Origin of the sequence: Paraburkholderia sp. J11-2 (genome assembly GCF_905220185.1) — a bacterium.
Lineage (GTDB): Bacteria > Pseudomonadota > Gammaproteobacteria > Burkholderiales > Burkholderiaceae > Paraburkholderia.
Genome location: NZ_CAJMYY010000021.1, coordinates 34,328 through 48,077 on the forward strand (window position 1 = coordinate 34,328; position 13,750 = coordinate 48,077).

Here is a 13,750-nt window from a genome sequence, read left to right on the forward strand (position 1 = left end):
GCAGTGCCGCCCATACAATCCGGCGATTAACCCATTATTCCCAGTCGAGACCGCCCTTCTTCCAGATGTAGGCAAAGCCCAGCAGGAATTCGAGCAGAAACAGCATCATCGACAGAAAGCCCGGCCAGCCGATATCGCGCAGGGCCACACCCCACGGAAACAGGAACGCGGTTTCGAGGTCGAAGATGATGAAAAGAATGGCGACCAGGTAGTAGCGTACGTCGAACTTCATTCGGGCGTCTTCGAAGGCTTCGAAGCCGCACTCGTACGGCGAATTTTTTTCGCTGTCTGGCCGGTTGGGACCGAGGACCTTGCCGATCGTCACTAGCGCTACGCCCAGACCAAGACCTACGAGGAGGAACAGAAGGACGGGGAAATAGGCAGCGAGGTTCAAGGCTATCCTCTATATCGGTTGGTTCTGAGGTTCCGCTGGAACTTGCATCGCTCCGCGGGAATCACTTCACGTACTTCGCGCTGCGAACAGAAAACGAACACGACGTAAGAAGCAAAAATGCCAGCCGAAGCTGAAGCAAGCGGCTGGCATTTTTTAGATAACATTGGTGCCGACGGCGAGACTCGAACTCGCACAGCTTTCGCCACTACCCCCTCAAGATAGCGTGTCTACCAATTTCACCACGTCGGCACTGCATGCAATCCGGGACAACAATTATTGCAACCCGCGAATCGCTTCAAGACTTAGATTCTAACTTGTTTCCGTTCTTTGTTCAACGCACAAAACAAGTTTTTCAAATTTATTTCGGAACGTCGTTACCCGGTTGCGAGGCTGCTGCAGCCGGCGAAGCCGCCGCCGCGGCGGTTGCGCCAGGAGCCGATGCAACCGCCGCCGAAGCAGCTGGCGCCGAGGCCGAATTCACCTGCGCCGGGGCTGGAACCGAAGCGCCAAGCACGCCCGCCGAAGGCTTCGCATGATACGACCCCAGGTAAGTTAACGCAAGGGTCGATACGAAAAACACCGTTGCGAGAACTGCGGTAGTACGCGAAAGGAAGTTCGCGGAACCGCTCGCGCCGAACAGGCTGCCCGACGCGCCGCTGCCAAAAGCGGCACCCATGTCCGCGCCTTTGCCGTGCTGCAGCAAGACGAGGCCGATCACCCCGAGCGCCGACAGAAGCTGGACGACGATAATCAACGTTTTCAAATACAGCATCACACTCACCTGAGTCCTGGTTGAACGCCCGCCCCTCCCGGAGCAAACGCATTAGCAGCCCGCACGACGCGTTTTATTTCGAATGCTTCGTGCGCAAGCCTTTAGCTCGCGACGCTGGCGCCCGCCGTAGCGGCCGCGCAGATCGCAAGGAAATCACCCGCTTTGAGCGACGCACCGCCGATCAGGCCACCGTCGATGTCGGCCTGACGGAAGAGCTCCGCCGCATTTTCCGGCTTCACGCTGCCGCCGTAGAGCAGCGGCACGTCCGCCACTTGCGCGCCCTTGGCGGCGAGGCGCGCGCGCAGGAACGCATGCACCTGCTGGGCCTGCTCCGAGCTTGCGCTCTTGCCCGTGCCGATCGCCCAGACCGGCTCGTAAGCGACGACGATACGCGCCGCTTCTTCAACCGACAGCACGGCCAGCACCGCATCGATCTGTGCGCCGACCACGCGCTCGGTCGCACCCGATTCGCGTTCTTCGAGCGTCTCGCCCACGCAGACGATAGGCGTGAGGCCCGCCGCCAGCGCGCGCTGCGTCTTCACGGCGACGAGTTCGGAGCTTTCGCCGTGATAAGCGCGACGTTCCGAGTGACCAACGATCGCAAAAGCCGATTCGAAGTCGGCGATCATGCCTGCCGCGACCTCGCCCGTATAGGCGCCCTGCTCGTGCGCCGAAACATCCTGCGCACCCCACTGAACCCGGCTGCCGCCGAGCAGCGCCTGCGCCTGCGCGAGATACGGAAACGGCACACACACACCGACATGCACGTCCGGGGCCAGCGCCTGCGCACCGCGCGCAACGCCTTCCAGCAGTGCCGCATTGGCCGCGAGGCGGCCATGCATCTTCCAGTTACCGACTACGAGCTTCGATCGTTGTTTCGTCATTGTTCCGGTTGCTGTTAAAAGCGGACGCAAAACACATAATTTTACTGCGTGAAATCCAGGCGGGTCAAACCGCCCCGCCTGCGACACACAAAAAATACGCGAAAAAAATCCCGAAAAATCAAGCGCGAGCGATTCGCCCGCGCCGATATGCCGTCAGGCCGCGCTGCTCCAGTCGAGCATGATCTTGCCGATATGCTCGCTGCTTTCCATCAACGCATGGGCTTCGGCGGCCTGCGCAGCCGGAAATACGCGGAACACGACGGGTTTGATACGACCCTCTTCGATGAGGGGCCAGACCTTCGCCTTGAGTTCCTGAGCAATCTGCGCCTTGAACTCCACCGAGCGTGCGCGCAGTGTCGAACCGGTCACCGTGAGCCGGCGGCGCAGGATCTCGCCCATGTTGAGTTCGGCCTTGGAGCCGCCGAGCGTCGCGATCAGCACGATGCGGCCACCGGTCGCGAGCGCGGAAAGCTCGCGCGCCACATAGCCGCCGGCGACCATGTCGAGAATCACATCTACGCCGCGGTCGTTCGTAAGCGCCTTCACGACCTCGACGAAATCGCTGGTGCGGTAGTTGATGGCGCGGTCGGCGCCAAGCGCCTCACAGGCATGACACTTGTCGTCGGAACCTGCGGTGGCGAACACGCGAAAGCCAAGGGCATGCGCGATCTGGATCGCCGTCACGCCGATGCCGCTCGAGCCGCCTTGCACGAGCAGCGTCTCGTTTTCGCCGCCCTCGCCCTGGCCGAGGTAGGCGCGCTGGAATACGTTGCTCCAGACCGTGAAGAAGGTTTCGGGCAGCGAGGCCGCCTCGACATCCGTGAGCCCCTTCGGCACCGGCAGGCATTGCCCGAGCGGCGCAACCGCGTATTCGGCGTAACCGCCGCCGGCGATCAGCGCGCACACCCGGTCGCCAATCTTCAGCCCGAACGGATTGTTCTTCTCATCGATCGAGCCGCCAACGATCTCGCCCGCGACCTCGAGCCCCGGCAGGTCGGAAATGCCCGGCGGAGGCGCATACGAGCCCTTGCGCTGGAACACGTCGGGACGGTTCACGCCCGAGGCGCTCACCTTGATCAGCACCTCGCCGGCCTTCGGCTCAGGGGTTGGCCGTTCGGCCAGCTTGAGCACGTCCGGCGCACCGAATTCCGTAATCTCGACAGCCTTCATCTCGCGTCTCCTCAGCGCCTCGCGCCCCAATCTGGGCGCCTCCATCTGAATGGCAGTACGCATGCGGCACGATTGACGTGTGCGCACTGCCATTCACCCTCATTGTCATGAAAAACGGCCGGCGCGTTATGCACGCTGCCGGCCGTTGGAGCTTACTGCCTTACTGCTGCGGCTCGCCCTGCGGTGCGCCATTCGCCTGCTCGTTGAGCAGTGCCTTGGCGGACAGGCGCACGCGGCCCTTCTCATCCGTCTGGATGACCTTGACCTTCACGACCTGGCCTTCCTTCAGATAGTCGTTGATGTCCTTGATACGCTCGTTGGCGATCTCGGAGATGTGCAGCAGACCATCCTTGCCCGGCAGCAGGTTCACGATCGCGCCGAAGTCCAGCAGCTTGAGGACAGCGCCTTCGTACACCTGGCCCACTTCGATTTCGGCCGTGATGTTCTCGATGCGCTTCTTCGCTTCGGCCATGCCTTCGCTCGACGTCGAAGCGATGGTCACGACGCCGTCGTCCGAAATGTCGATGGTCGTGCCGGTTTCTTCCGTCAGCGCACGGATCACCGAACCGCCCTTGCCGATCACGTCGCGGATCTTTTCCGGGTTGATCTTGATGGTGATCATGCGCGGAGCGTACGCCGACAGCTCCGTGTTCACGCCCGACACCGCCGAGGTCATCTTGCCGAGGATGTGCATACGGCCTTCCTTCGCTTGCGCGAGGGCGACCTGCATGATTTCCTTCGTGATGCCCTGGATCTTGATGTCCATCTGCAGCGCGGTCACGCCAGCTTCCGTACCCGCCACCTTGAAGTCCATGTCGCCGAGGTGATCTTCGTCGCCGAGGATGTCGGTCAGCACGGCGAACTTATTGCCTTCGAGGATCAGGCCCATCGCGATACCCGCGACGTGCGCCTTCATCGGCACGCCGGCGTCCATCAGCGCGAGGCAGCCGCCGCACACCGAAGCCATCGACGACGAACCGTTCGACTCGGTGATTTCCGAGACCACGCGGATCGAGTAACCGAACTCTTCGGCGCTCGGCAGGCACGCGACGAGCGCGCGCTTTGCCAGACGGCCGTGGCCGATTTCACGGCGCTTGGGCGAACCCACGCGGCCCGTTTCGCCGGTCGCGAACGGAGGCATGTTGTAGTGGAGCATGAAGCGGTCGCGGTACTCGCCTTCGAGCGCGTCGATGATCTGCTCGTCGCCCTTGGTGCCGAGCGTCGCCACGACCAGCGCCTGCGTTTCGCCACGCGTGAACAGCGCCGAACCGTGGGTACGCGGCAGAACGCCCGTGCGGATCTCGATCGGGCGCACGGTGCGCGTGTCGCGGCCGTCGATACGCGGCTCGCCGTTCAGGATCTGCGAACGGACGATCTTCGCTTCGAGGTCGAACACGATGTTGCCGACCGTGGCCTTGTCGGCCGCCGTCGTGCCGGCCGCAGCGGCTTCTTCTTCGAGCTTGGCCGACGTGGCTGCGTAGACTTCCTTCAGCTTGGTCGAACGCTGTTGCTTGTCGCGCAGTTGGTAAGCGGCGAGCAGGCTGTCGTTGGCGATAGCCGTGACGCGCGCGATGAGCGCTTCGTCCTTCGGCGCCGGCGTCCAGTCCCACTCGGGCTTGCCGCCGTCACGCACCAGTTCGTGGATCGCGTCGATGGCGGTTTGCATTTGCTCGTGGCCGAACACGACCGCGCCGAGCATCACGTCTTCCGGCAGCTGGTCGGCTTCCGATTCCACCATCAGCACCGCACGCTCGGTACCGGCCACGACGAGGTCGAGGCGCGAGTCCTTGATCTGCGCGCGCGTCGGGTTCAGCACGTACTCGTTGTTGATGTAGGCCACGCGTGCGGCGCCCACCGGGCCGTTGAACGGCAGACCCGAAATGGCCAGCGCAGCCGACGCGCCGATCAGCGCGGGGATGTCAGCCGGGATTTCCGGGTTGATCGACAGGACGTGGATCACGACCTGGACTTCGTTGTAATAGCCTTCCGGGAAGAGCGGGCGCAGCGGACGGTCGATCAGGCGCGAGATCAGTGTCTCGCCTTCCGACGGACGGCCTTCACGGCGGAAGAAGCCACCCGGGATCTTGCCGGCCGAATAGGTCTTCTCGATGTAGTCGACGGTGAGCGGGAAGAAGTCCTGACCCGGCTTGGCGGTCTTCGCGCCGACGACGGTCGCGAGCACGACGGTGTCTTCGACGTCGACGATGACAGCACCGCTGGCCTGACGGGCGATTTCACCCGTTTCGAGGCGCACGTTGTGCTGGCCCCATTTGAATTCCTTCACGACTTTATTGAACATGGTCATGGTCACTCACTCCTTACTCATTTGTTATGCACCGCCCGCACACGCGGACGATGCGGCAAGACAGGCTCCGGCACCGCGCAGGAAGAGGAGTGTTATGCCATTCCAGCGAAGCGCGAGGTTGCGGCGCATCGCCGCTCACGATCTGCTGGAATGACACAAAGCTCTGCCCCGTGGCCCGGCCCTGCTGCTTGTACTGCTGGTGCTACGTGGTGTTGCCTGATGTTTTCGAACCGGCGTTTATCGCATCAAGACGACTTGAAAAGCAGCATGAAGCGCACCGTTCAAAAACAAAATGCCTGCATCAGCGGAACTGACACAGGCATCTTTGCGGAAGACCTTCCGATTACTTACGCAGACCCAGCTTTTCGATGAGCGCGCGGTAACGGTCGGCGTCCTTGCCCTTCAGGTAGTCGAGCAGCTTACGGCGGCGGCTCACCATGCGCAGCAGACCGCGGCGGCTGTGGTGATCCTTCGCGTGCGACTTGAAGTGCGAGGTCAGTTCGTTGATACGCGACGTCAGGAGTGCAACCTGAACTTCGGGCGAACCCGTGTCGTTGGTGCCGCGCGCGAATTGCGCGACGACGTCGGACTTCTTGATATCTGCTACGGACATTTTGCTTTTCCTTTAAAACAAACGAGCGGTCACGGAAGAAAGGCCGTGCCGTGGCTTGGTTCTCACTACGATTGCTTGCCGCGGGTTTCGCGACAAGGGGCGTATTGTAGCACAGCCCCGATTTGCCGCGAACCCGCTTGTAAGGCGCGCCGTCAAGGCCGCTTCATCTGGCAGACCGTGGCGGGCACGGTGCGCTCCGCGGGCAGCGCCAGCACCGTGCGAAAGCCGTAGCCTGCGCCTTCGTTGTCGAAACGCACGCCGGGCGTGCCCTGCTTGTCCATTTCCATGACATAAAGGGGCTGAATCGCCTGGTGATCGTCTGCGCGCATCCACATGGGGTGAAAGCCGGCCTCCTCGCCTTTGAAGCGCATGCCTTCCAGCGCTTTCGCGACCGCCTCGGGGTCGGCCGTGCCGGCCTTCGTCATGGCCTGCGCGAGCATCTCCACCATCATCGACATGCGCAGCACCGGGTAGTCGTCCCTGGCCGCGGGGTAGCGCGCGCGGAACGCCTTGTACCACGCATCGGAGGCCGCGCCGCCCACGTTCGGATGCCAGTCGGCCACCGCGATCACGCGCTTCACGCCCGCATCGCCCAGGGCCGCCGGCGCGCCGAGGCTGTTGCCGTAGAACGTGTAGAACTTCGCGTCGAGCCCCTGCTCGCGCGCGGCCTTCACGAGCAGCGTGAGGTCGTTGCCCCAGTTTCCGGTGATGACAGCATCGGCGCCCGCGGCGCGAATCTTCGCGATGTACGGCGCGAAGTCCTTCACGCGGCCGATGGGATGAAACTCGTCGCCGACGATAGCGATGTCCGGGCGGTCCTTCGCGAGCGCGGCGCGAGCAAGCGTGCTCACGTCGTGGCCGAAGCTGTAGTCCTGGTTGAGCAGATACACCTTCTTCACCGACTTGTCCGCGGCGATGACGTCTGCCAGCGCGTCCATGCGCATGCCCGCGTGCGCATCGAAGCGGAAGTGCCAGAAGCTGCAATTCGCGTTCGTGAGCGCGGGATCGTCGGCGGAATAGTTCAGGAAGATCTGACGGTTCTGCGGATCGCGCTCGTTTTGGCGATCGATGGCCGTCACGAGCGCCGCCGCCACCGCCGAGCTGTTGCCCTGCATGACATAGCCGATGCGGCGGTCCTGCGCCATGCGCAGCTGCACGAGCGCCGCCTCGGGGCTGCCCTTGCTGTCGAGCGTGACCAGTTCGAGCGGATGCCGCCCGTCACGCAGCGCGACACCGCCGCTCGCGTTGACCCGCTCCACGCCGAAGCGCAGGTTGCGCTCGACAGCTGCGCCCGCGTCCGCGAACGGGCCGGACATGCCTTCGATGAGCGCGAGCTGGATCGGTTTGCCGGTCGGCGTCTCGTCCACCTGTGCGCCGTTTGCGCTCGCGAGCCCTGCCGCCATCGCCGCGATGGTGAGCATGGCCGCTGCCGCACGCGCCATGCGTGCCGTTATGCGCTTTTCTCTCATTTTTTGATGCCAGCCCGATTGTCATTCGAAGCGCGGATCATAGGCCGCGAGGCGGTGCGGCGGCAAGGCCGCGATCCACCGCTTGACCGGACAGGCCCGGCCCGCGAGCGCGTCGCGCCGTGTCAAAATAACGGTTCCACATACACCGCGGTCATTGGAACCTTGCCATCGGGGGACATCATGTTCACGCGCCTATCCACCTCGCTCGCCACGCCCGTGCGCCTCGCCTCGCGCCGCCTGCGTCTCGCCCTCCTCGCGGGCGTGGGCGCACTTGCGCTCGCCGGCTGCGCGCAGCCGTGGCAGCAATTCCATGCGGGCGACGACGCACAGTCCGTAATCGCCCGTTTCGGCCCACCGGCTGAAACCTACGACCTGCCTGACGGCGGCAAGCGCCTGATGTGGCCGACCCAGCCAATGGGCGAAACCACCACGGCCGCCGACATCGACGCCAACGGCCGCGTCGTGAACGTGCGCCAGGTGTTGCAGCCCAACGAGTTCTATCGCGCGGAGATCGGCAAATGGACGCGCTCCGATGTGCTGGTGAACTTCGGCCGCCCGGTCGAGACCTCCTACTTCCCGCTGATGAAAAAGGAAGCGTGGACCTACCGCTACCTCGAAGACAACGTCTGGTACATGCTCTATAGCTTCTACTTCGACGACCAGGGCATTCTGAGGCTCACGCAGAAGACGCCCGATCCGCTGCACGACCCGGATCGACGCAGCATGTTCTGATCGCGTTGCTCCCGCCGCAGCAAAACAAAACCCCCGCGCTCTTGCGAGCCCGGGGGTTTTTCATTGCCTCGTTGGCGTAACGACGTAAAGACGTGAAGCGAGGCTAAGCGCCCCGCCCGCGCTTACACCGCTTCCGAGCGCTGCGGATTGACCTTGTCGCCCGAGTAAAGCTTGTTGAGCGCCGAGATATACGCCTTCGCCGAAGCAGCAACGATATCCGGATCGGTGCCCACGCCATTGACGATGCGGCCGGCCTTCGAGAGGCGCACCGTCACTTCGCCCTGCGCCTGGGTGCCCGTCGTGATCGCGTTCACCGAGTACAGCAGAAGCTCCGAGCCGCTGCCCACTTCGGTTTCGATGGCGTTGAGCGTGGCGTCCACCGGACCGTTGCCCGCCGCTTCGCCGGTCACTTCCTTGCCGTCGGCCGAGAACACGACGCGCGCGTGCGGACGCTCACCCGTTTCCGAGTGCTGCGCGAGCGAGATGAACTTGAAGTGCTCCTGATCCTGCGCCTGCGCCGACTCTTCCGTGACGATCGCGATGATGTCTTCGTCGAAGATTTCGGCCTTGCGGTCGGCCAGTTCCTTGAAGCGCGCGAACGCGTTGTTCAACTCGGCTTCGCTGTCGAGCGCGATGCCCAGTTCCTGCAGGCGCTGCTTGAACGCGTTGCGGCCCGAGAGCTTGCCGAGCACGATCTTGTTCGCGCTCCAGCCCACGTCTTCCGCGCGCATGATTTCGTAGGTATCGCGCGCCTTGAGCACGCCGTCCTGGTGAATGCCCGAGGCGTGCGCAAACGCGTTTGCGCCGACCACGGCCTTGTTCGGCTGCACGACGAAACCGGTGATTTGCGAAACGAGCTTCGAAGCCGGCACGATCTGCGTGGTGTCGATGCCGAGATCGAGGCCGAAGTAGTCCTTGCGGGTCTTCACGGCCATCACGATTTCTTCGAGCGACGTGTTGCCCGCGCGCTCACCGAGACCGTTGATCGTGCACTCCACCTGGCGCGCGCCGCCGATCTGCACGCCGGCCAGCGAGTTCGCCACGGCCATGCCGAGGTCGTTGTGGCAATGCACCGAGAACACCGCCTTGTCCGAGTTCGGAATGCGCTCGCGCAGCGTCTTCACGAGGTTGCCGTACAGCTCGGGAATGCCGTAGCCGACCGTATCGGCGATATTGATCGTCGTCGCGCCTTCGTTGATCACGGCCTCGAGCACGCGGCACAGGAAATCCATGTCCGAGCGGCTGCCGTCTTCGGGCGAGAACTCCACGTCGTTCGTGAACTTGCGAGCGAAGCGCACCGCCAGCTTCGCCTGCTCGAGCACCTGCTCGGGCGACATGCGCAGCTTCTTCTCCATGTGCAGCGCCGAGGTGGCGATGAACGTGTGGATGCGGAAGTGGTCGGCGGGCTTGAGTGCGTCGGCGGCGCGCTGGATGTCCTTGTCATTCGCACGGGCGAGCGAACAGATCGTGCTGTCCTTCACCATGCCGGCGATCGTGTGGATCGCGTCGAAGTCGCCGTTCGAGCTGGCCGCGAAGCCAGCTTCGATGATGTCGACCTTCATGCGCTCGAGTTGCTTCGCGATGCGGATTTTCTCTTCCTTCGTCATCGACGCACCGGGCGACTGCTCGCCGTCACGCAACGTCGTATCGAAGATGATGAGCTTGTCTGCTGCCATTTCGGGTCTCCAGGGGGACTTGTTCAGTGTCTAAAACGGATTTTGGGTGTTCGCGCCACCGATGGCGACGCTGACAATGAACGAGGCTTACGGAGGGCGAGCGAGATCAGCGCGGCAGGCGCGCTAGCGCTAGCGTGCTTAGTCGCGCGCCGGCTTGAAGAGAAAAGAGGGGGAACTGGATGGTGTCCATGCCGCCGACTATAGCCGGAATCCGCCGATAGCGCAATTGGAGAGGGCCGCTATAGGCAGACCAGCGCGGGCGAGTGCAAAAAGAAAAAGGGCCGCGCTCGCGCGCAGCCCTCTTTATGGCATTCCCGCCCCCGCGCTCTACCGCTCGCGCGGCGAAGAGCGCGCCGGATTCGAGCGTCCGCGCACGGCCTGCCAGGCCCAGAACACATAGCCCGAAAGCCCGTAGAGCACGAAGAGGCCGAACAGCATCAACGGCGGATCGGACGACACCAGCACGAACGCCACCACCACGAGCAGCGTGGCCGCAAACGGCACGCGATGGCGCACATCCAGCGCCTTGCCGCTGTAGAACGGCGCGTTCGACACCATCGTCACGCCCGCGTAGATCGTCAGCACGAAGGCCACCCAGGGCAGCCACGAGAGCTTCACGGGCACGCGGTTGTCGGTGGCGAGCCAGACGAAGCCGGCGATCAGCGCGGCCGCTGCCGGGCTCGGCATGCCCTGGAAGAAGCGCTTGTCCACCACGCCGATATTCGTGTTGAAGCGCGCAAGGCGCAGCGCCGCCCCCGAACAGTAGATGAAAGCCGCGAGCCAGCCCCAGCGCCCGAGATCCTTGAGCACCCACTCGTACATCACGAGCGCCGGCGCGACGCCGAACGACACCATGTCCGAAAGGCTGTCGAACTGCTCGCCGAACGCGCTCTGCGAGTGCGTCATGCGCGCCACGCGCCCGTCCATGCCGTCGAGCACCATCGCCACGAAAATCGCGATGGCCGCCACCTCAAAGCGCACGTTCATGGCCTGCACGACCGCGAAAAAGCCGCAGAAGAGCGCCGCCGTGGTGAACGCGTTGGGCAGCAGGTAGATGCCGCGCTTCTTCAGGAACTCCTGGCGCGCCGCGCGCCGGTTCGCGGCGACGCCCAAGGGCTCCTGCACGGCCTTGTTGCGCCGGAACGGCCGCGGCAGCGGTGCGCCTGCAGGGTTACGGGGTCGACGCTGTTTGAATCCGGCCATCGCAGCCCTCCTTTATGCCGATTGGGTCGGCAGTTCGGCGAGGATCGTCGACGAGGCGGACACCTTCTCGCCGATCGACACACGCGGGCGGCTGCCCACGGGCAGGTAGACGTCGACGCGCGAACCGAAGCGGATGAAGCCATAACGCTGGCCGCGCGAAAGCGGCTCGCCGGCGCGCACGTAGCAGAGAATGCGGCGCGCGATGAGGCCCGCGATCTGCACCGAGGTGACGGTCGTGCCGTCGGCCATCGTCAGGACCACGGCGTTGCGCTCGTTCTCGGTCGAAGCCTTGTCGATGGCGGCGTTCAGGTACGCGCCCGGGAAGTACTCGACCTTGGCGACGGCGCCATCCACGGGCGAACGCTGCGAGTGCACATTGAAGACGTTCATGAACACGCTGATCTTAAGCGCTTCACGGTTTGCATACGGGTCGTGCGCGGTTTCCACGGCGACGATGCGGCCGTCGGCCGGGCACAGCACGGCATTGGCCTGGCTCGGGATCGGGCGCGGCGGATCGCGGAAGAACTGAACGACGAAGATCAGGATCAGCCAGAAAGGCCATGCGAGTCCGAAGCCTGCGACCGCATGGATCAAGAGCGCCACGACGGCCGCAATGGCGATGAACGGCCAGCCTTCGCGCGCGATGATCGGATGGGGGTAATTCATGGTGGCTTCGCTGTTATTTTAAAAACCGTAGGATAGCAAAAGCCGCCCAGGGTTCATCCCACCTGGGCGGCTTTTTCGGGTCCGATTCGGATCAATCTGTTCTGCGAGGGTACAAAACCGCACGCACAATCAGATTCGAACCGTCAGATTAGTTCTTCGACTGGTCGACGAGCTTGTTCGCTGCGATCCACGGCATCATCGCGCGCAGCTTCGCACCGACCACTTCGATCTGGTGCTCGGCGCCAAGACGGCGACGCGATTGCAGCGTCGGCGCGCCGGCCTTGTTTTCGAGGATGAAGCTCTTGGCGTATTCGCCGGTCTGGATGTCCTTCAGGACTTCCTTCATGACCTTCTTCGTCTCGGCCGTGATGACGCGCGGGCCCGTCACGTACTCGCCGTACTCGGCGTTGTTCGAGATCGAGTAGTTCATGTTGGCGATGCCGCCTTCGTAGATCAGGTCGACGATCAGCTTCAGTTCGTGCAGGCACTCGAAGTACGCCATTTCCGGCGCGTAGCCGGCTTCCACCAGCGTTTCGAAGCCAGCCTTGATCAGGTCGACCGTACCGCCGCACAGCACGGCTTGTTCCCCGAACAGGTCGGTTTCGGTTTCTTCGCGGAAGTTCGTTTCGATGATGCCGGCACGGCCGCCGCCGTTCGCCGCTGCGTACGACAGCGCGATGTCACGTGCTGCGCCCGACTTGTCCTGGTGGACAGCGATCAGGTGGGGCACGCCGCCGCCTTGCGAGTAGGTGCCGCGAACCGTGTGGCCCGGCGCCTTCGGGGCGATCATGATGACGTCGAGGTCGGCGCGCGGGATCACCTGGCCGTAGTGCACGTTGAAGCCGTGCGCGAATGCGAGCGCTGCGCCGTTCTTGATGTTCGCGTGGACTTCCTTCGCGTAGACATCGGCGATCTGCTCGTCGGGCAGGAGCATCATGACGACGTCGGCGTTCTTCACCGCTTCGGCCACTTCCTTGACCTGCAGGCCGGCGTTCTCAGCCTTGCTCCACGATGCGCCGTTCTTGCGCAGACCGACCGTGACGTTCACGCCGCTGTCCTTCAGGTTCAGCGCGTGTGCGTGGCCTTGCGAGCCGTAACCGATGATCGTGACCTGCTTGCCCTTGATGAGGGAGAGATCGGCGTCCTTGTCGTAGAAAACTTTCATGTTGGTTCCTTGGCGAGAGTCTGGTGAATTTCGGTACTGCTGTTAGCTTTTGCTGCACCGGATGCGATTGAAAACGCATCCGGTCAAGTTCCGGTGCAAGATCGACTGTGGTCGGGTCACACCTTCAGAATGCGCTCTCCGCGCCCAATGCCCGAGCCGCCCGTTCGAACGGTTTCGAGAATCGCGGTCGCATCGATCGCTTCGATGAACGCGTCGAGCTTGTCGCTCGCGCCCGTCAGTTCGATCGTGTAGGTCTTTTCGGTGACGTCGATGATGCGGCCGCGGAAAATATCCGCCATCCGCTTCATCTCCTCACGTTCCTTGCCGACCGCCCTTACCTTGATCAGCATCAGCTCGCGCTCGATGTGGGCGCCCTCGGTAAGGTCGACCACTTTCACCACCTCGATCAGGCGGTTCAGATGCTTCGTGATCTGTTCGATCACGTCGTCCGAGCCAATGGAAACGATGGTCATGCGCGACAGCGAACGGTCTTCGGTCGGCGCCACCGTCAAGGTTTCAATGTTGTAGCCGCGTGCGGAGAAGAGGCCGACCACGCGCGAGAGCGCGCCCGGCTCGTTTTCCAGCAGAACGGAAATAATGTGTCTCATGGTGTGATCCGCGATTTATCCAGGTTGACGAGGCTGCCGCCCTTCCCCGCGAACCCGCGCGCCCCTTGTGTGGACGCGCGCCGCGCGAGGTTG

13 protein-coding genes and 1 tRNA gene are annotated in these 13,750 nt (G+C 63.3%); 1 reads left to right on the forward strand and 13 read right to left on the reverse strand.

All coding sequences use genetic code 11. From position 1 onward, the window contains the following. Nucleotides 1-34: 34 nt before the first annotated feature. From ndhC to U5A57_RS26895, 8 genes are all read right to left on the reverse strand, one after another. Complete coding sequence (gene ndhC / locus U5A57_RS26860) at nucleotides 35-394, reverse strand: NADH-quinone oxidoreductase subunit A (RefSeq protein ID WP_321914670.1); 360 nt, start codon at nucleotides 392-394, stop codon at nucleotides 35-37. A gap of 164 nt (nucleotides 395-558) precedes the next feature. Continuing rightward, nucleotides 559-643: transfer RNA gene (locus U5A57_RS26865), tRNA-Leu, on the reverse strand. Nucleotides 644-752: 109 nt separating this feature from the next. Then, nucleotides 753-1,166, reverse strand: a complete 414-nt coding sequence (secG, locus tag U5A57_RS26870) for a preprotein translocase subunit SecG (protein ID WP_321914671.1) — start codon at nucleotides 1,164-1,166, stop codon at nucleotides 753-755. A gap of 101 nt (nucleotides 1,167-1,267) precedes the next feature. Continuing rightward, nucleotides 1,268-2,050, reverse strand: coding sequence for a triose-phosphate isomerase (gene tpiA / locus U5A57_RS26875; RefSeq protein ID WP_321914672.1), 783 nt, complete (start codon nucleotides 2,048-2,050; stop codon nucleotides 1,268-1,270). A gap of 153 nt (nucleotides 2,051-2,203) precedes the next feature. Further along, nucleotides 2,204-3,220 carry an NAD(P)H-quinone oxidoreductase gene (locus U5A57_RS26880; RefSeq protein WP_254343192.1) on the reverse strand — a complete coding sequence of 339 codons (1,017 nt, stop codon included), beginning with the start codon at nucleotides 3,218-3,220 and terminating at the stop codon, nucleotides 2,204-2,206. A gap of 160 nt (nucleotides 3,221-3,380) precedes the next feature. Continuing rightward, nucleotides 3,381-5,525 carry a polyribonucleotide nucleotidyltransferase gene (gene pnp, locus U5A57_RS26885; RefSeq protein ID WP_321914673.1) on the reverse strand — a complete coding sequence of 715 codons (2,145 nt, stop codon included), beginning with the start codon at nucleotides 5,523-5,525 and terminating at the stop codon, nucleotides 3,381-3,383. Between the two features lie 343 nt (nucleotides 5,526-5,868). Then, nucleotides 5,869-6,138, reverse strand: coding sequence for a 30S ribosomal protein S15 (rpsO, locus tag U5A57_RS26890; RefSeq protein WP_042271770.1), 270 nt, complete (start codon nucleotides 6,136-6,138; stop codon nucleotides 5,869-5,871). 152 nt (nucleotides 6,139-6,290) lie between these two features. Then, nucleotides 6,291-7,541, reverse strand: a complete 1,251-nt coding sequence (locus tag U5A57_RS26895) for a branched-chain amino acid ABC transporter substrate-binding protein (RefSeq protein WP_415765576.1) — start codon at nucleotides 7,539-7,541, stop codon at nucleotides 6,291-6,293. A 246-nt stretch (nucleotides 7,542-7,787) separates the two neighbouring features. Between U5A57_RS26895 and U5A57_RS26900 the strand changes: the two genes are divergently transcribed. Then, nucleotides 7,788-8,339, forward strand: a complete 552-nt coding sequence (locus U5A57_RS26900; RefSeq protein ID WP_321914675.1) for a hypothetical protein — start codon at nucleotides 7,788-7,790, stop codon at nucleotides 8,337-8,339. Nucleotides 8,340-8,461: 122 nt separating this feature from the next. Here U5A57_RS26900 and U5A57_RS26905 read toward each other — a convergent pair whose 3' ends face one another. From U5A57_RS26905 to ilvN, 5 genes are all read right to left on the reverse strand, one after another. Next, nucleotides 8,462-10,015, reverse strand: coding sequence for a 2-isopropylmalate synthase (locus U5A57_RS26905; RefSeq protein WP_321914676.1), 1,554 nt, complete (start codon nucleotides 10,013-10,015; stop codon nucleotides 8,462-8,464). 327 nt (nucleotides 10,016-10,342) lie between these two features. Then, a complete protein-coding gene (gene pssA / locus U5A57_RS26910; protein WP_321914678.1) occupies nucleotides 10,343-11,218 on the reverse strand; it encodes a CDP-diacylglycerol--serine O-phosphatidyltransferase in 876 nt (291 codons plus the stop codon). 12 nt (nucleotides 11,219-11,230) lie between these two features. Continuing rightward, complete coding sequence (locus U5A57_RS26915; protein WP_028205688.1) at nucleotides 11,231-11,884, reverse strand: phosphatidylserine decarboxylase; 654 nt, start codon at nucleotides 11,882-11,884, stop codon at nucleotides 11,231-11,233. 148 nt (nucleotides 11,885-12,032) lie between these two features. Then, the gene (gene ilvC / locus U5A57_RS26920; protein ID WP_028205689.1) at nucleotides 12,033-13,049 is read right to left on the reverse strand and encodes a ketol-acid reductoisomerase; all 1,017 of its coding nucleotides are present in this window, start codon (nucleotides 13,047-13,049) and stop codon (nucleotides 12,033-12,035) included. Between the two features lie 116 nt (nucleotides 13,050-13,165). Further along, on the reverse strand, nucleotides 13,166-13,657 hold the full coding sequence (gene ilvN / locus U5A57_RS26925; RefSeq protein ID WP_027795483.1) for an acetolactate synthase small subunit: 492 nt from the start codon (nucleotides 13,655-13,657) through the stop codon (nucleotides 13,166-13,168). Nucleotides 13,658-13,750: the final 93 nt, after the last annotated feature.